Below are 16,262 nucleotides of genomic sequence, written 5' to 3'. Positions count from 1 at the left end.
GCCAGGCACCATTACCAGGCCCGCCCGACGGCGGGCCTTACCGGAGACAAAGCACGCATGGCCATGGCCCCGATCCAGAACCTGAACCTGGTGCCGATCGTCGTCGAGCAGACCGCTCGCGGCGAACGTTCCTACGACATCTACTCGCGCCTGCTGAAGGAGCGGGTGATCTTCCTGGTCGGCGAAGTCAACGACCAGGTCGCCAACGTGCTGATCGCGCAGATGCTGTTCCTGGAGTCGGAGAACCCGGACAAGGACATCCACCTGTACATCAACAGCCCGGGTGGCGCCGTCACCGCCGGACTGGCGATCTACGACACCATGCAATACATCAAGCCGGACGTCAGCACGATGTGCATCGGCCAGGCCTGCAGCGCCGGCTCGCTGCTGCTGATGGCGGGCGCGAAGGGCAAGCGCTTCTCGCTGCCCAACTCGCGCATCATGATCCACCAGCCTTCCGGCGGCGCGCAGGGCCAGGCCACCGACATCGAGATCCAGGCGCGCGAGATCCTCTACATCCGCCAGCGCCTGAACCAGCTCTACGTCGACCACACCGGCCAGCCGCTGGAGAAGATCGAGCGCGACATGGAGCGCGACCGCTTCATGAACCCGGTCGAAGCCAAGGAGTACGGCCTGATCGACCAGGTGCTCGACCGCCGGGGCGCCGAGACGGTCAAGTCGGCCTGATTCCGGCCGATCCATCGCCAGGAGACACGCTCCGCGTCGGCCCAGGCAGGCGCGGAGCCGTGTGCTATTCTGGCGCCGCAACCGAAACACAGCAGGACCTGATATGAGCGACGAGCGGCAAGGCCGTTCCAACGACAGCGGCAAGATTCTCTACTGCTCCTTCTGCGGCAAGAGCCAGCATGAGGTGCGCAAGCTGATCGCGGGTCCCTCCGTGTTCATCTGCGACGAGTGTGTGGAGCTCTGCAACGACATCATCCGCGAGGAACTGGAGGAGAAGGCCGCCTCCGGGCGCAGCCACCTGCCCAAGCCGCGCGAGATCATGGAGACCCTCGACCAGTACGTGGTCGGCCAGACCCGCGCCAAGAAGGCGTTGGCGGTGGCCGTGTACAACCACTACAAGCGCATGGAGTCGCGCCAGAAGAGCGACGAGGTGGAGCTGGGCAAGTCCAACATCCTCCTGATCGGCCCGACCGGTTCGGGCAAGACGCTGCTGGCCGAGACGCTGGCGCGCCTGCTCAACGTGCCGTTCACCATCGCCGACGCCACCACGCTGACCGAAGCGGGCTACGTGGGCGAGGACGTCGAGAACATCATCCAGAAGCTGCTGCAGAAGTGCGACTACGACGTCGACAAGGCGCAGTCGGGCATCGTGTACATCGACGAGATCGACAAGATCTCGCGCAAGAGCGAGAACCCGTCGATCACCCGCGACGTGTCGGGCGAGGGCGTGCAGCAGGCGCTGCTCAAGCTCATCGAGGGCACGCTGGCCTCGGTGCCGCCGCAGGGTGGGCGCAAGCATCCGCAGCAGGAATTCCTGCAGGTGGACACCAAGAACATCCTGTTCATCTGCGGTGGCGCGTTCGCCGGCCTCGAGAAGGTCATCCAGCAGCGCTCGGAGACCACCGGCATCGGCTTCTCGGCCGAGGTGCGCTCGAAGGAGCGCACCGAGAACCTGGGCAAGGTACTGGCCGAGGTCGAGCCCTCCGACCTGGTGAAGTTCGGCCTGATCCCGGAGTTCGTCGGCCGTCTGCCCGTGGTCGCGACGCTGGACGAACTGGACGAGCCGGCGCTGGTGAAGATCCTCACCGAGCCGAAGAACGCCGTGACCAAGCAGTTCCGCCGCCTGTTCGAGATGGAAGGCGTGGAGCTGGAGTTCCGCCCGGAGGCGCTGCAGGCGATCGCCAAGAAGGCGCTCAAGCGCAAGACCGGCGCGCGCGGCCTGCGCACCATCCTGGAGCAGGTGCTGCTGGACACCATGTACGAGCTGCCCTCGCTGGAGCACGTCAGCAAGGTGGTGGTCGACGACGCGGTGATCGAAGGCCAGGCCGAGCCCTACCTGATCTACCGCGGCAACCTGCAGCAGCAGCGGGTGGCGGGCGAGGGCGGCGGCGCGGCCTGAAGCTGACGCGCAGCGTCAACAAGCAGCGGCCCCGGCAATTGCCGGGGCCGTTTGCTTTTTGACGGCAAGCAGACAGGCGTCTGCCTGTCGTGAAGAAAAAAGTGCGCAGTCCATCGCGCGCCAGGAGATCGTTTCCAGGGCTCCCCGGAGCCTGGCTTGAAACCTGCAGGATGCCCGATGAGCTGCCGTCAGGGGCGGGTTTTCGACTTGACTGCGGCGTGGCCCGACTCCACTTGACCTGTCAGAAGCTCTGGCGCAGTGTCGGGGTAACCCTTACAAACCCTCGGGACCTTTTTCGATGGCAAAACACGCCTCCGTTTCCGCCGCCGGCGCCACGCTCGACGCACTGCCCGTGCTGCCGTTGCGTGACGTGGTGGTCTATCCCCATATGGTCATTCCCCTGTTCGTCGGCCGCGACAAGTCGATGCGCGCGCTGGAGCGGGCGATGGAGGGCGAGCGGCAGATCCTGCTGGTCGCGCAGAAGAGTCCCGACATCGACGACCCGGGCGCGAAGGACCTGCACGACGTGGGCACCCTCGCCGGCGTGCTGCAGCTGCTGAAGCTGCCAGACGGCACCGTCAAGGTGCTGGTCGAGGGACAGGCCCGCGTGTCCATCGAGGAATACCGCAATGACGCCGGCATGCTGATGGCGCGCTCGCGGGTGATCGAGCCGGTCTATTCCACCAAGGAGCGCGAGCTGGACGTGATCTCGCGCACGCTGGTGTCGCTGTTCGAGCAACTGGTGAAGCAGAGCCGCAAGCTGCCGCCCGAGGTGCTCGCCACGCTCTCGGGTATCGACGACCCCTCGCGCCTGGCCGATTCGATCGCCGCGCACCTTTCCGTGCGCATGGCGGACAAGCAGAAGGTGCTGGAGACCGCGGACGTCGGACAGCGGCTCGAACTGCTGATCGGCCTGGTCGACGGCGAGATGGATCTGCAGCAGGTGGAGAAGCGCATCCGCGGCCGCGTCAAGTCGCAGATGGAAAAGAGCCAGCGCGAGTACTACCTCAACGAGCAGATGAAGGCGATCCAGAAGGAGCTGGGCGAGGGCGAGGAAGGCGCCAACGAGATCGAGGAACTGCAGAGGAAGATCGAGGAGGCCGGCATGCCCAAGCCGGTGCTCGCCAAGGCCAAGCAGGAGTTCTCCAAGCTCAAGCAGATGTCGCCGATGTCGGCCGAGGCCACGGTGGTGCGCAACTACCTGGACTGGCTGATCGGCGTGCCGTGGAAGAAGAAGACCAAGGTGCGCAAGGATCTGGCCGTGGCGCAGGAGGTGCTCGACGCGGATCACTTCGGCCTGGAGAAGGTCAAGGACCGCATCCTCGAGTACCTCGCCGTGCAGCAGCGCGTGAACACCATGAAAGGCCCGATCCTTTGCCTGGTCGGCCCGCCCGGCGTGGGCAAGACCTCGCTCGGCCAGTCGATCGCCAAGGCCACCAACCGCAAGTTCGTCCGCATGAGCCTCGGTGGCGTGCGCGACGAGGCCGAGATCCGCGGCCACCGGCGCACCTACATCGGTTCGATGCCGGGCCGCATCGTGCAGAACCTCAACAAGGTCGGCACGCGCAATCCGCTGTTCGTGCTGGACGAGATCGACAAGATGTCGATGGACTTCCGCGGTGACCCCTCCTCGGCGCTGCTGGAGGTGCTCGATCCCGAGCAGAACCACACTTTCAACGACCACTACCTGGAGGTCGATCTCGACCTGTCCGAGGTGATGTGGATCGCGACCGCCAACTCGCTCAACATTCCCGGTCCGCTGCTGGACCGCATGGAAGTCATCCGCGTCCCCGGCTACACCGAGGACGAGAAGCTGGCGATCGCCCAGCGCTACCTGCTGCCCAAGCAGCTCAAGGCCAACGGCCTGCAGCTCGAGGAGCTGAGCGTCGAGTCGGAAGCGGTGCGCGACATCGTGCGCTACTACACGCGCGAGTCGGGCGTGCGCAACCTGGAGCGCGAGATCGCCAAGATCTGCCGCAAGGTGGTCAAGGAGCTCGCCCTGGGCGAGGTCAAGCAGGCCAAGGCCAAGGCGGCCGCGAAGACCGCCAAGGCCAAGAAGAAGGCGCAGGTGGTGGTGACGCCGGAGAACATCGAGCACTACCTGGGCGTGCGCCGCTTCGATTTCGGGCGCAAGGAGCAGGAGAACGAGGTGGGCCTGGTCACCGGCCTGGCGTGGACCTCGGTCGGCGGCGATCTGCTCAGCATCGAAGCCTCGGTGGTGCAGGGCAAGGGTCGGCTGGTGCATACCGGCCAGCTGGGCGACGTCATGAAGGAGTCGATCCAGGCGGCGATGTCCGTGGTGCGCTCGCGCGCCGAGCGGCTGGGTATCGATCCGGACTTCTACCAGAACCTCGACGTGCACATTCACGTGCCGGAGGGCGCCACGCCCAAGGACGGTCCCAGCGCGGGTATCGCCATGTGCACGGCGCTGGTGTCGGTGCTGACCAAGGTGCCGGTGCGTTCCGAAGTCGCGATGACCGGCGAGATCACCCTGCGTGGCCGCGTGCTGCCGATCGGCGGGCTCAAGGAGAAGCTGCTCGCCGCACACCGCGGCGGCATCACCACGGTGATCATCCCCGAGGAGAACAAGAAGGATCTGGCGGACATTCCGGCCAACGTCACGTCCTCGCTGGACATCCACGCGGTGCGCTGGATCGACGAGGTCCTGGACATCGCGCTGGAACATCCGCTGCGACCGATCCAGTCCGCGACCGAAACCACCAGCGAGGAGCACGCGCCGGTCGACGCGGTCGTCGAGGAAACGGCTGAAAACCGCACCCGCGCGCACTGAAACGCAAGGGTTTTTTCTGACGGGGCCGCCCTTTCGGGCGGCCCTTTTTCGTCTTCACGCGAGGGCCCGGGCGGGTGCCTGTGCGCTACCTTCTGCGGGCCGGTTTGGCAAGTGGTTTTCGCTGGGGTCGATCGGCCGGAAGCCTTGGTATTGCTTGTATTGCGGATCGCGGTGAGGCACTGGTATAAAGGCGGCACCGCAGTCAAAGCGCCGTGCATTTGGCGTCGCGATGCGGGGTTGCGGGGGGCGCCGGTCATGCCATTTCATGGCAGGTGTTTTCTCGTCCCAGACCGATCACGCGGGCAGCAAACCGTTTAAGGGAGTGTCTCAATGAATAAAACCGATCTGATCAATGCCATTGCCGAAAAGGCCGAGCTCACCAAGGCCGATGCCGGCCGTGCCATTGAAGCCTTCTTCGAAACCGTGCAGAAGGCGCTGAAGAAGGGTGACGACGTCTCGGTGGTCGGCTTCGGCACCTTCACGGTGCGCAAGCGCGCTGCCCGTACCGGTCGCAACCCGCGCACCAACGAGACGATCAAGATCAAGGCCTCGAAGGTCCCGGCGTTCAAGGCTGGCAAGACGCTCAAGGATGCCCTAAACTGAGCGGCTCTTCGCTCGGTTTCGGGTGCTTAGCTCAGCGGTAGAGCGTCGCCCTTACAAGGCGAGGGTCGTAGGTTCGATCCCTACAGCACCCACCAGAATCGCGGAGTGGTAGTTCAGTCGGTTAGAATGCTGGCCTGTCACGCCGGAGGTCGCGGGTTCGAGTCCCGTCCACTCCGCCAGTAATTCCAAGGGCGCCCGCGTGGCGCCCTTGTCGTTTATGCTTCGGCCTTTCGTCGGCCGACGAATCGCGGGAATCCATATGCTGCAGGCGTTGAGAAACAGGATGCACGGCTGGCCGTCCGTGGTCGTGCTGGGCGTGGCGGTGTTCGCCATGTCCTTCTTCGGCATCGAGGGCTATTTCACCTCGCGCACCGAGACCTTCGTGGCCAAGGTCGGCAAGCAGGAGATCAGCCAGCAGGATTTCCAGAATCGCCTCAACGAGCTGCGCCAGCAGGGCAGCGCTCAACTCGGCGACCAGTTCGATCCTTCCGTCTACGAGCAGCCGGCGATGAAGGAGCGGGTGCTGCAGGCGATGATCGACCAGCAGTTGCTGCTGAAGGCGAACGACGATCTGGGCATGCGCGTGCCCGATGCCGCGGTGCGCGACACCATCGCCTCGATTCCCGCGTTCCAGGTGAACGGCCAGTTCGATGCCGCAACCTACCGCGCGGTGCTCGCGGCCCAGGGCAAGTCGCCCGCGATGTTCGAACAGGAAGTGCGTTCCTCGCTGGCGATCCGCCTGCTGCCGGACGCCATTTCCGGCAGCACCGTCGTCACCGATGCCGAAGTGGACAACTTCCTGAAGCTGCGCCTGCAGCGGCGCGACATCCGCTACGCCATGCTGCCGCGGCCGGCGCTCACCGACAGCAACGTCACCGACGCGCAGATCCAGGCCTACTACAAGCAGCATCAGGCGGACTTCATGGCGCCCGAGCAGGTCGCCGTGCAGTACATCGAGGTCAACGCGGCCGACCTGAAGCCGGACGCGCCGCCGAGTGACGAGGACCTGCGCAAGCGCTACGAGGACGAGAAGCAGCGCTTCGTGCAGCCGGAACAGCGCCTGGTCTCGCACATCCTGGTCAACGTGCCCAAGAACGCCACGCCTGACCAGCAGAAGGCCGCGCTCGCCAAGGCGCAGAAGCTCGCCGCCGAGGCCACGCCGCAGAACTTCGCCAAGCTGGCCGAGCAGAATTCGGACGACCTCGGCTCCAGGCGCCAAGGCGGCGACCTGGGCTGGCTGGAGAAGGGCGTCACCAACAAGGCCTTCGACGACGCCCTGTTCTCGCTGCAGAAGGGGCAGATCTCCCAGCCGGTGCTGTCGGACGAGGGCTACCACGTCCTGTGGCTGCGCGACGTGCGCAGCGGCCAGGCCAAGCCCTTCGAGGAAGTGCGCGGCCAGCTCGAGCAGGAGGCGGTCGCTGCCGAACGCGAGCACAAGTACAACGAGGTGGCCGGCAAGCTGGCCGACCAGGCCTACCAGAACCCCAGCTCGCTGGAGCCCGCGGCGCAGGCGCTGGGCCTGCAGATCAAGCGCACCGGGCTGTTCACGCGCGACGGCGGCAGCGGAATCGCGGCCGACCCGAAGGTGGTGAAGGCGGCGTTCTCCGACGACGTGCTGGTACAGGGCAACAATTCCAGCCTGATCGAGCTCGGCAACGACCATTCCGTGGTGCTCCACGTGGACAAGCACGTGCCCGCCGCGGTGCGCCCGCTGGCCGAGGTGAAGGACACCATCCGCAAGGACATCCTCGACGAGCGTGTCGCCGCCGCCGCCAAGCAGCGCGCTGACGGCCTGCTGGCCCGCCTGCGCAAGGGCGAGTCCATGGACGCGGTGGCGGCATCCGTCGGCGTCGCCGTGCAGAGCCAGAAGGAAGCCCTGCGCGTGCAAGAGGGGCTGCCCGAGCAGGTGCGCGACGAGGCGTTCCTGCTGCCGCACCCGCAGGACGGCAAGCCGCAGTTCGCCGCCGTCGCGCTGCCGGACGGCGCCTATGCGCTGCTGGCGGTGGACAAGGTGCAGGACGGCGACCTTTCCAAGGTCACGCCCGAGCAGCGCAAGGTGCTGCGCCAGAGCATGATCGCGGCCTACGGCAACGTGGCCACCGAGGGCTTCATCGACGCGCTCAAGGCGCGCACCGAGATCAAGGTCGCCAAGGACAGGATGTAAGGCCTGGCAGCACTCGTGTAGGAGCGCGCTTGCTCGCGACGCCTTTGGGCGTCGAACCGGGGCATCGCGAGCAAGCCCGCTCCTACAACTCGCGGGCGGAATGGCGGGCAAAGAAAAGGCGGCCACGCGGCCGCCTTTTTTCGTACCCGAAGCGAGCGGGTCAGATTCCGGTCATGCCCAGGATGTTGTAGCCGGCGTCGACGTAGGTGATCTCGCCGGTCACGCCCGAGGCCAGGTCGGAGCACAGGAAGGCGCCGACGTTGCCGACCTCGTCGATCGTCACGCTGCGGCGCAGCGGTGCGTTCTCCTCGACATGGTCGAGCATCTTGCGGAAGTTGGCGATGCCCGCGGCGGCCAGCGTCTTGATCGGGCCGGCCGAGATCGCGTTCACGCGGGTGCCTTCCGGGCCCAGGTTGAAGGCCAGGTAGCGCACGTTCGCTTCCAGGCTGGCCTTGGCCAGGCCCATCACGTTGTAGTTGTTGAGCGCGCGCTCGGCGCCCAGGTAGCTGAGCGTGAGGATGGCGCCGCCGCGGTTGGCCATCATCGGCCGCGCCGCCTTGGCCAGAGCGGCCAGGCTGTAGCTGGAGATGTCGTGCGCGATGATGAAGTTCTCGCGGGTGAGGTTGTCCAGATACTGCCCCTGCAGCGCCTCGCGCGGGGCGAAGCCCACCGAGTGGACGAGAATGTCGAAGCCGTCCCAGTGCTTGCCGAGCTCGGCGAACAGCTGGTCGATCTGGGCGTCCTCGGCGACGTCGCAGGGCAGCACGATGTTGGAACCGAACGCATTGGCGGCCTCGTCGACGCGATCCTTCAACCGCTCGTTCTGGTAGGTGAAGGCCAGTTGCGCGCCCTCGCGGTGCATCGCGTTGGCAATGCCCCAGGCGATCGACCGCTGGCTGGCGATGCCGACGATCAGGGCACGCTTGCCGTGCAGGAATCCCATGCGTCCTCCAAAAGGTTGATGGCGCGCCCGTGGCGCAACTGCGGGAGTTTAGCAGGCACGCAAGGCTGCGGACCCCATACGTGCGAGCATGGTGGGGCTCAGTCCGGTGCGCCCACGGCGAGCTTCTGGCCGGCGTGGATGGCGTCGCCGCGCAGGTGGTTCCATTGCTTCAGTTCGGCCACGCGCACGTGGTAGCGGCGGGCGATGCGGGAGAGCGTGTCGCCGGCGCGGACCACGTAGGTGGGAGGGTCCGCGCGCGTGGCCGGCGCATCGGCGTCGTTCGGTCCCGGCGGGTCGCTCCTGGCACCGACGCCAGCGGCATCGCCGTCGCGGCTGCCCGGCGCCTGCGCCAGCAGCCCGGCGCGCAGCTGCTCGGCGTAGCGGCGCGGCAGCAGCAACTGCCCGCCGCCCTTGCTTGCGTCGACCACGCCGTTGCGGTAACCGGCATTGAGGTTGGCGAGCGTCGCCAGGGGCATCCCGGCCTGTCGCGCGGCCTTGGCCAGCGTCAGGCGCCGGCCGACCGCAACGGCGACCAGGTGCTGTTCGTCGTCCAGCGTCGGAAGCGTCACGCCGAAGCGCTCGGGCTCGCGCACCACGCAGGCGATCGCCAGCAGCTTGACCAGGTGCTGGCGGGTGCCTGCGCGCACCGGCAATTCGGGCACCGCCGGCTCCGGTGGCGGCGCGCCCACGCGGGCGAGCAGGCGATCGAGCCCGAAGCGGCCCCCGTTGTAGGCGTAGTCGGCCAGTCGCCAATCCTGGAACCAGTCGTGGTAATGGCGCAGCAGGGTCATCACTGCGTCCGTCGATACCGTCAGGTCCAGCCGCCCGTCGTAGGCGCGCCCGACCTGCAGTTTCATGCGGCGCGCGGTGCTGGGCACGATCTGCCACATCCCTGCCGGACGGTTCCCGCGTGGAGGCACCGGCGTGAAATGGCTTTCCACCCAGGGCAGCAACGCGAATTCACCGGGCACGCCGTGGCGCGCGGCACTCTCCTCCACGTAGACCAGCCGCGGCAGGACTGCACGCATCTGCGATTCGAAGCGTCGCGGCGAGCGGGTGTAGCGTTTCGCCCAGGCCTCGACCGCCGGATCGGCCGCGCAGGCGGGCAGGGCGAAGCTGTCGCGCAGGCGCGCCCACACGTCCGGCGCCGCGGACACCGCCGCTTGCTCGGGCGCGTTGGTGACGGCGGGTGCGCGGGTGGCGGGTGCCTCGGCCCCGGCCGGTGGCTGGCCGTTCCGCGGAACGGGGGTAGTGGCGCAGGCGGCAAGCAGCAGCGACAGGGCGATCGACAAAGGGCGGAGCGGCTGTTTCATCCGCGGAAGGCGTCCTTGGCGGCGCGCAGGGCAGCGAAGCGCTCGAGCCGGTTGCCGGCGGCTTGCCGCTGGCCCCAGGCGACGAGCCCATCGCTGTCCACGCGCAGGAACGGGTTGCAGGCGCGCTCGCTGGCAAGCGGCACGGGCACGGTGGGGCGGCCGGTCGCGCGCATCGCCGCGGCTTCGGCGCAACGGGCGGCCAGCGCCGTGTTGGCCGGATCGACCTGGCGGGCAAAACGGCCATTCGCCTCGGTGTATTCGTGACCGCAGCAGACCAGCAGGTCGCCCGGCAGCGCCGCCAGGCGGTCGAGCGAGGCGAGCATCTGCGCGGGTGTGCCCTCGAAAAGCCGGCCGCAGCCCAGGCTGAACAGCGTGTCGCCGCACAACAGCACGCCTTCGCCCGCGTAGGCGACGTGGCTGCGGGTGTGTCCAGGAACCGCCAGCACGTCGAAGCGTGCTTCGGGGGCATCCAGCGAGACGATGTCGCCGTCCTCGACGCGGTGGTCCACCCCGTGGATGCGCTCGTCGTCCGGCGCGAAGACGAAGGCGCCGTGGCGGGCGCGCAGCGCCGCCGCGCCCGCGACGTGGTCGGGATGGTGGTGGGTCAGCAGGATCGCCCGCAAGCGCAGCGCGCGTTGTGCGAGCGCTGCATCGACCGGGGCGGCGTCGCCGGGGTCGACGACGATCGCCTGGCCTTGCCCGTCGTGCATCAGCCAGATGTAGTTGTCGGCGAGCGCCGGTAACGGTACGACGTGCAAGAACGGTCTCCGCAGCCTTTCGTATCGACTGGCGCAGGCATCCGGCTTGCGCGAACGCTGGGACTATAAGTGGGCCGGGTGGAGGGCTCGTTAGTGGGTCGTTAAATGTGTGACTCGCGTTCAGAGACAGGGCCCGTTGCGCGAACGGTGGCGCGTTCGCGGCTTCCAGCCATTACACTTGGCCCTTGCAGTGGAACGGGCCGCGACATGGCACAGCGCGACGACATCTATGCCAGCACGCCCCTGCGCGGCCTGTTCGCCGCCGAGGCTCACGCGCTCGCACCCGAGCTGCAGCGCTGCGCCGGCGCCTATGCCCTGCAGATCTCGCCGGCGACCAGCGCACCGCCGGCGTCGCCGCTGCTGGACCGCTGGGTCCACCTGTACATGGACGAGCACCGCGGCATGGGCGACCTGCATGCGCGCGTCGACGAGCCGTTGCCGTTTCTCGACGACGCCTTCGGGCTGGTGTTGCTGAGCCACGCGCTGGAAGTGGCACCGAACCCGCAGGCCCTGCTGCTCGAGGCGGCGCGCGTGCTGGCGCCCGGCGGCCTGCTCGCATTGACCGGCATGCACCCCGCCAGCGGCTGGCTGCCCTGGCTGTTGTGGCGTCGGCGCCGCAAGGTCACCCTGGAGTCCCCGCTGCGGGTGGGGCACTGGCTGCGTGGCACCGAGCTGAGCGTCGAGCGTGTTCGGCGGGTAGGGCCGCTGTGGCCCAGCTCGGCCGTGGTGCCGCATCACGGTGGCCCGCTGGGCGGTGGCTATCTGTTGGTCGCGCGCAAGCGCCGCGAGGCGGCCGTGCCGATCCGGCTGCGGCCGCGCGCCATCGCGCCGGCGCCGGTCGCCGGTCTGGCCCCGGGCGCGCGCCGCAACGCCGCCGCCTGACCTGGCGAGGAACGATGATCGAAGTCGAAGCGTTTACCGACGGCGCCTGCCTCGGCAATCCCGGGCCCGGCGGCTGGGCCGCGCTGTTGCGCGCCAAGGGCGTCGAGCGGCTGTTCGCCGGCGGCGAGCCGGCCACCACCAACAACCGCATGGAACTGATGGCCGCGATCAGCGCCCTGGAGGCGCTGACGCGTCCCTGCAAGGTGGTGCTCACGACGGACTCGCGCTACGTCATGCAGGGCATCGAGCAGTGGCTCCCGCGCTGGGTCGCCAACGGATGGCGCACCTCCGACAAGAAGCCGGTGAAGAACCAGGATTTGTGGGAGCGGCTCGCAGCAGCCAAGGCGCCGCACCAGGTACGCTGGCAATGGGTGCGCGGTCACAATGGCCACGTGGAGAACGAGCGCGTCGACGAAGCGGCGCGCGAGCAGGCCGAGCATTACAGGGGCAGGGCATGAGACAGATCGTTCTGGACACCGAGACCACCGGTCTCGAAGTCCGGCAGGGGCATCGGCTGATCGAAATCGCCTGCGTCGAGCTGGTCGAGCGGCGCCCGACCGGCCGGCACTGGCAGACCTACCTCAACCCGGAGCGCGCGATCGACGAGGGCGCCCGTCAGGTCACCGGTATCGAGGACGAGTTCCTGCTCGACAAGCCCCGTTTCGCCGAGGTGGCGGACGAATTCCTCGCCTTCATCGATGGCGCCGAGCTGATCATCCACAACGCCAGCTTCGACGTCGGCTTCCTCGACGCCGAGCTTGCGCGCGTTGGCGTGCACCTGGGTTGCATCGCGGACCGTTGCCGCGTGATCGATACGCTGGCCATGGCGCGCGAGCGCTTTCCCGGCCAGCGCAACAGCCTCGACGCGCTGTGCAAGCGCCTGGGCGTGGACAACTCCGCGCGCGACCTGCACGGCGGCCTGATCGACGCGCAGTTGCTGGCCGACGTCTACCTTGCCATGACCTCCGGCCAGGTGGCGCTCGACCTCGCCTTCGAGAACGCGGCCGAGGAGACCGGTACTGCCGTGCTGGCGCCCGTCGCCCTGCTGCGTCGTCCGCGCGTACGGCGCGCCGATGCGACCGAGCTGGTCGCGCACGAGCGACGGCTGGATGCGCTGGACAAGGCGGCCCAGGGCGGCAGCGTGTGGCGCCGGCTGGAACAGGACCAGGCGGCGCTGGCGGAGGCCTGAGCACGGCCGGGTACGTGCGCCGCGCGACCGGTGCCTTCAGCGGACGCGCGCCAGGATCACGGTGATGTTGTCGTCGGCGGCGCCGTCGAGCGCCGCCAGCAGGAGCTGGTCGACGCACTCCTGCGCCGCCAGCTCCTCGCGCGCGACGATGCGCGCGATCGCCGCGTCGGGAAGCGCCTCGGTCAGACCGTCGCTGCACAGCACGAAGGCGACTCCGGTTTCGGCGGTGCCCCGGGCCATGCCGATGTGCAGTTGGTCGATCGCGGTGACGCCCAACGCCTGGGTCAGCACGTTGCGCTGCGGATGGCGGCTGGCCACGGCGGGGTCGAGCTGCCCCGCCTCGACCAGTTCCTGCACCAGCGAGTGGTCATGGCTGACCTGGCGCAAGGTTCCTCGTTGCCAGAGATAGATGCGGCTGTCGCCCACCCAGGCCACCTCGTAGCGCTCGCCGACGAGCCGCAGCGCGGCGACGGTGGTGCCCATGGGCAAGGCGTCCGACGCGCCGCCCGATCGCGCGAGCAGCCGTTCGCCCGCGCCGCGCACCGCCTCGACCAGCCCCCGTCCGCAGGCGACCTGGTCGACGATGGTGTCACGCACCAGCGCCGAGGCAACCTCGCCGTGCTGGTGCCCGCCCATGCCATCGGCCACCAGGAACAGCCCCAGCACCGGATCGGCGTAGTAGGTGTCCTCGTTGCGCGTGCGGCGCAGGCCGACGTGGGTGCCGTGTCCGAACTCGATCATGGGGTGCCAGCTGGAGGTATCCGGAGCAGCATGCCGCACGCCCCTCCAGTTGTCACGGTATCCGCGTCCGCGTATGATTGCCGGCTCGCGCGGACCACCGCGCGCCCCTTCGGAGAGGTGGCAGAGTGGTCGAATGTACCTGACTCGAAATCAGGCGTACGTGTAAGCGTACCGTGGGTTCGAATCCCACCCTCTCCGCCAATTAAGTCAACGACTTACAGCAACCCGGCCTCGCGCCGGGTTTGTTGTTTTTTGGGGCACCGGGTCACCTTGGGGTCACCCGCGATTCCGTATTCCCTTTTGGCCTGCCCGGGGGTTTGGTGCAAGCTCCGTGCATCGAAAGAAGGGGGTAGATATGAACGTCGATACTTGGGCGGTCGTAGTGGCCACTGCAGTCGGGCCGATCGCCGCCGTGGCCATCTCTCTCAATATGGAAAACAGGAAGGCCGCGAAGCTGAGAAAGCATTGGCTCTATTCCACGCTCATGGGACTACGTGGTGCGACGCTGAATCCCGAGCACGTACGCGCGCTCAATGTGGTGCAGGTCGAATTCCACGACCGCGCCCGCGTCATTGCTGCATGGAGGAAGTTTCTCGATCACTTGGACACCAGTTCCACGATCGAAACGGAGGTCGCTTGGAACACGAAGCACCGGGATCTGCTCAACGACTTGCTTGTGCAGATGGCGAAGGCGCTTGGGATTAAGGCTGAGGCGATCGACATTTCGCGCGGTGGCTACTATCCAACCGGCTGGGGCCTCCGAGACGCTCGCGAGGAACAGATTCTCCAGGCAAAGGCTAACGTCGCGCGGTACTTGCTCAGCGACGAGTGCATTGATTTCTTACGGCGATTGGCGGACGCCGATCACCGCGCGCGCATCAATGCGGAATTGGCCAAGGAACGTGCGCCCACGGCGTGACTGAGGCCGCATACGGTTGATACGTGACACTCGAAACGACGCCTGCCGCGGACTTTGCATCCCCTTCCCGGCGGCAACGTTCCGTCGTCGCCGGGAAGGCACCGGTCTTACACAGACTTAAGAGCTTCCACCACGAACGTTTCTTCCACCGGCTTGTTCTCGTTGAACCAAACGCACCGAACGCTATGGCCGTGCGAGTGGCTTGGGTAGTCGGCGATGATGGTCATGAGCGGCCCGCCGCTCTTCAGTTGCACAACGTCGCCCTTCTTGAAGTCACTCATTCCCTGCTCCTTGTTCGCCACGATTGGCACCCATAAGTTTAGCCAAGGTGGCGCGTTCGCCACTGTCCTTTTCAGGCAAACGGCGCAGCCATGCGGTTTGCCAGCGATTCCGGGGTCGTGTTCTGAATTGTGGATGCGCGTGTTTAGCTGAACGGTCGGTCTAGCAGCGAAGCGCCCTAGACTTTTGATGCCCCTCCCACGTCTAGCGGTCGAGCGCGGCAGGTTCGCAACTCCTCTGCGCCGAGCGAGCAGCGGGTGTAGGCTTGTATAAACCAGGCTCAACAGGGGAGCAAAACCATGGTCGGTATGCTGCAAATCATCACCTACATGCTCGCGTTCTATCTCGTGCTGAAAGGGTTTGAGATCCTGCAGATTGGGGTGGCGTCCAACAGGCCGCAGCGTGGAGGAATGATCGTGTTCGGCGGCCTGGTGCTTTGCGCTTGCGTAGTTGCAGCGATCGCCTTTGTCGGGATGCAAGAGAACATGGCGTCCTCGGTATCGGATGGCATGCACGGCCTTGGGGGCTGACAGCCATGTCTCGGGTTTTAGATCTTCAGCCATGGCTACAACGGCGTAAGCGAAAGGCCGTTGCAAACTCGGCTATGGGTTTTATTGGTTGCGCCGTCGTGTTTTGGGTCCCTTACCAGCTGGAGGATCATCCGCTCCTAGCCAGTGCAGCAATTGAGGCGGCAAGCGTTGCCCCATGGGCATACGGTCTTTTTGCCGTGTGGGCGCTGGTCTGGATCGGCGTATTTGGAAGTCTGTATAGCTTCCCTGACTGGTGGACCAAGCGCTGGGCCCAAGAGCAGAACGGCTAGCACACGCGGCCTGTCCCGCCAAGGCAGATACGGCTGGTGTAGGCTGCCGAAATACCACGCTCAACGGGGGAGCCATGAAAGGGAGATTGGCATCAGGCTGGACGCGGCTATGGATTGCGGTCTCTGTCCTGTGGATCGTCCCAGTTCTCATACTCGGCGGTGTTGTGCTCCACGACGTACGCAGCACCGCCGACATGATGGCATCCGAACTCACATGGGCATGCAAGGACTATTCGACCAGCCCAGAGACGGATCTCCTTGCGCTCTATGGGCAAGCCAGGCTAATCAAGGCCTATAAGGAGCGCGGAGGGGACACCCCGGAGCACCGCAAAATCGTCCAAGACTGCGGCAAAGCGCTAACCAAGGACTATGGACTAGAGCGTCGGCACCAGCTCGCCCAGACAGTCGTCGGCTTTAGCATCGGAGCCCTCCTACCTCCCATCGTTCTATTAGCCCTCGGCTATCTGGTCGCCTGGGTTATTCGTGGCTTCCGGCATGCAGGCGCATAGCGCAAAGAAAAGCCCCGCCGAAGCGGGGCTCTACTCAGCCGGGGAAGTGGTTGAGCGCCCAATCAAGCAGGTGATTGAGCAGTACCCGGAGGATGGCAGCGGCCCCCTACGCCGATAGCCATTTCAGGGCCGGTCGGGGAGACCAGTGTTCTTTGGGCCGCTACTTCCGACGTCCCCCCGCTTTGAGTAGCGGGACGGTTTAGAGTCCGGGGTCACTTTAACTGCTTGGCATAGGCGGAGGGTGTCAGCCCGCCCAACACCTTCT

The 16,262-nt window shown here is 66.6% G+C and carries 15 protein-coding genes and 3 tRNA genes; 13 read left to right on the top strand and 5 right to left on the bottom strand.

From position 1 onward, the window contains the following. The first annotated feature begins 57 nt into the window (after positions 1–57). The 7 genes from clpP to WAT24_RS15315 all read left to right on the top strand — a co-directional run bounded on the left by clpP (position 58) and on the right by WAT24_RS15315 (position 7,644). Positions 58–687: an ATP-dependent Clp endopeptidase proteolytic subunit ClpP gene (gene clpP, locus WAT24_RS15345; RefSeq protein WP_336808779.1), complete on the top strand. Its 630-nt coding sequence runs from the start codon at positions 58–60 to the stop codon at positions 685–687. A gap of 103 nt (positions 688–790) precedes the next feature. Then, entirely contained in the window at positions 791–2,086 is a 1,296-nt protein-coding gene (clpX, locus tag WAT24_RS15340; RefSeq protein WP_336808778.1) for an ATP-dependent Clp protease ATP-binding subunit ClpX, read from the top strand. 298 nt (positions 2,087–2,384) lie between these two features. Next, entirely contained in the window at positions 2,385–4,877 is a 2,493-nt protein-coding gene (gene lon, locus WAT24_RS15335) for an endopeptidase La (RefSeq protein WP_336808777.1), read from the top strand. A gap of 330 nt (positions 4,878–5,207) precedes the next feature. Further along, positions 5,208–5,480, top strand: a complete 273-nt coding sequence (locus tag WAT24_RS15330) for an HU family DNA-binding protein (RefSeq protein WP_091336270.1) — start codon at positions 5,208–5,210, stop codon at positions 5,478–5,480. 20 nt (positions 5,481–5,500) lie between these two features. Beyond that, positions 5,501–5,575: transfer RNA gene (locus tag WAT24_RS15325), tRNA-Val, on the top strand. 7 nt (positions 5,576–5,582) lie between these two features. Then, positions 5,583–5,659, top strand: a tRNA-Asp gene (locus WAT24_RS15320). An 80-nt stretch (positions 5,660–5,739) separates the two neighbouring features. Further along, entirely contained in the window at positions 5,740–7,644 is a 1,905-nt protein-coding gene (locus tag WAT24_RS15315) for a SurA N-terminal domain-containing protein (protein ID WP_336808776.1), read from the top strand. 160 nt (positions 7,645–7,804) lie between these two features. On the opposite strand, the gene WAT24_RS15310 is transcribed toward WAT24_RS15315, so the two are convergent. The 3 genes from WAT24_RS15310 to gloB form a co-directional block, all read right to left on the bottom strand. Continuing rightward, entirely contained in the window at positions 7,805–8,587 is a 783-nt protein-coding gene (locus WAT24_RS15310) for an enoyl-ACP reductase FabI (protein ID WP_336808775.1), read from the bottom strand. Between the two features lie 98 nt (positions 8,588–8,685). Next, positions 8,686–9,900: a LysM peptidoglycan-binding domain-containing protein gene (locus WAT24_RS15305; protein WP_336808774.1), complete on the bottom strand. Its 1,215-nt coding sequence runs from the start codon at positions 9,898–9,900 to the stop codon at positions 8,686–8,688. Then, positions 9,897–10,658, bottom strand: coding sequence for a hydroxyacylglutathione hydrolase (gene gloB / locus WAT24_RS15300; RefSeq protein WP_336808773.1), 762 nt, complete (start codon positions 10,656–10,658; stop codon positions 9,897–9,899). Before gloB ends, WAT24_RS15305 begins: the two co-directional genes overlap by 4 nt. Before the next feature lie 207 nt (positions 10,659–10,865). Between gloB and WAT24_RS15295 the strand changes: the two genes are divergently transcribed. From WAT24_RS15295 to dnaQ, 3 genes are read left to right on the top strand one after another with little or no spacing between them, the layout of a single operon-like run. Further along, positions 10,866–11,540 carry a methyltransferase domain-containing protein gene (locus WAT24_RS15295; protein ID WP_336808772.1) on the top strand — a complete coding sequence of 225 codons (675 nt, stop codon included), beginning with the start codon at positions 10,866–10,868 and terminating at the stop codon, positions 11,538–11,540. A 14-nt stretch (positions 11,541–11,554) separates the two neighbouring features. Beyond that, positions 11,555–11,998: a ribonuclease HI gene (gene rnhA, locus WAT24_RS15290; protein ID WP_336808771.1), complete on the top strand. Its 444-nt coding sequence runs from the start codon at positions 11,555–11,557 to the stop codon at positions 11,996–11,998. Further along, positions 11,995–12,729, top strand: coding sequence for a DNA polymerase III subunit epsilon (dnaQ, locus tag WAT24_RS15285; protein ID WP_336808770.1), 735 nt, complete (start codon positions 11,995–11,997; stop codon positions 12,727–12,729). Before rnhA ends, dnaQ begins: the two co-directional genes overlap by 4 nt. Before the next feature lie 36 nt (positions 12,730–12,765). Here dnaQ and WAT24_RS15280 read toward each other — a convergent pair whose 3' ends face one another. Then, on the bottom strand, positions 12,766–13,470 hold the full coding sequence (locus WAT24_RS15280; protein ID WP_336808769.1) for a PP2C family protein-serine/threonine phosphatase: 705 nt from the start codon (positions 13,468–13,470) through the stop codon (positions 12,766–12,768). A 111-nt stretch (positions 13,471–13,581) separates the two neighbouring features. Here WAT24_RS15280 and WAT24_RS15275 point away from each other — a divergent pair. Both WAT24_RS15275 and WAT24_RS15270 read left to right on the top strand, forming a co-directional pair. Further along, a tRNA-Ser gene (locus WAT24_RS15275) sits at positions 13,582–13,671 on the top strand. Between the two features lie 154 nt (positions 13,672–13,825). Next, positions 13,826–14,389, top strand: coding sequence for a DUF6680 family protein (locus WAT24_RS15270; protein WP_336808768.1), 564 nt, complete (start codon positions 13,826–13,828; stop codon positions 14,387–14,389). A 107-nt stretch (positions 14,390–14,496) separates the two neighbouring features. Here WAT24_RS15270 and WAT24_RS15265 read toward each other — a convergent pair whose 3' ends face one another. Beyond that, positions 14,497–14,670, bottom strand: a complete 174-nt coding sequence (locus WAT24_RS15265; protein ID WP_336808767.1) for a YodC family protein — start codon at positions 14,668–14,670, stop codon at positions 14,497–14,499. A gap of 297 nt (positions 14,671–14,967) precedes the next feature. Between WAT24_RS15265 and WAT24_RS15260 the strand changes: the two genes are divergently transcribed. After that, a complete protein-coding gene (locus tag WAT24_RS15260; RefSeq protein ID WP_336808766.1) occupies positions 14,968–15,198 on the top strand; it encodes a hypothetical protein in 231 nt (76 codons plus the stop codon). The last annotated feature ends 1,064 nt before the right edge of the window (positions 15,199–16,262 follow it).

The organism is Fulvimonas yonginensis (genome assembly GCF_037137055.1).
Lineage (GTDB): Bacteria > Pseudomonadota > Gammaproteobacteria > Xanthomonadales > Rhodanobacteraceae > Frateuria_A > Frateuria_A yonginensis.
This window is presented reverse-complemented; position numbering and strand designations above follow the sequence as displayed.

Bases quoted from the DNA above. Each gene is read 5' to 3' on its own strand.
- clpP (WP_336808779.1), top strand. From the start codon at position 58: ATGGCCATGGCCCCGATCCAGAACCTGAACCTGGTGCCGATCGTCGTC.
- clpX (WP_336808778.1), top strand. From the start codon at position 791: ATGAGCGACGAGCGGCAAGGCCGTTCCAACGACAGCGGCAAGATTCTC.
- lon (WP_336808777.1), top strand. From the start codon at position 2,385: ATGGCAAAACACGCCTCCGTTTCCGCCGCCGGCGCCACGCTCGACGCA.
- WAT24_RS15330 (WP_091336270.1), top strand. From the start codon at position 5,208: ATGAATAAAACCGATCTGATCAATGCCATTGCCGAAAAGGCCGAGCTC.
- WAT24_RS15315 (WP_336808776.1), top strand. From the start codon at position 5,740: ATGCTGCAGGCGTTGAGAAACAGGATGCACGGCTGGCCGTCCGTGGTC.
- WAT24_RS15310 (WP_336808775.1), bottom strand. From the start codon at position 8,587: ATGGGATTCCTGCACGGCAAGCGTGCCCTGATCGTCGGCATCGCCAGC.
- WAT24_RS15305 (WP_336808774.1), bottom strand. From the start codon at position 9,900: ATGAAACAGCCGCTCCGCCCTTTGTCGATCGCCCTGTCGCTGCTGCTT.
- WAT24_RS15295 (WP_336808772.1), top strand. From the start codon at position 10,866: ATGGCACAGCGCGACGACATCTATGCCAGCACGCCCCTGCGCGGCCTG.
- rnhA (WP_336808771.1), top strand. From the start codon at position 11,555: ATGATCGAAGTCGAAGCGTTTACCGACGGCGCCTGCCTCGGCAATCCC.
- dnaQ (WP_336808770.1), top strand. From the start codon at position 11,995: ATGAGACAGATCGTTCTGGACACCGAGACCACCGGTCTCGAAGTCCGG.
- WAT24_RS15280 (WP_336808769.1), bottom strand. From the start codon at position 13,470: ATGATCGAGTTCGGACACGGCACCCACGTCGGCCTGCGCCGCACGCGC.
- WAT24_RS15270 (WP_336808768.1), top strand. From the start codon at position 13,826: ATGAACGTCGATACTTGGGCGGTCGTAGTGGCCACTGCAGTCGGGCCG.
- WAT24_RS15265 (WP_336808767.1), bottom strand. From the start codon at position 14,670: ATGAGTGACTTCAAGAAGGGCGACGTTGTGCAACTGAAGAGCGGCGGG.
- WAT24_RS15260 (WP_336808766.1), top strand. From the start codon at position 14,968: ATGGTCGGTATGCTGCAAATCATCACCTACATGCTCGCGTTCTATCTC.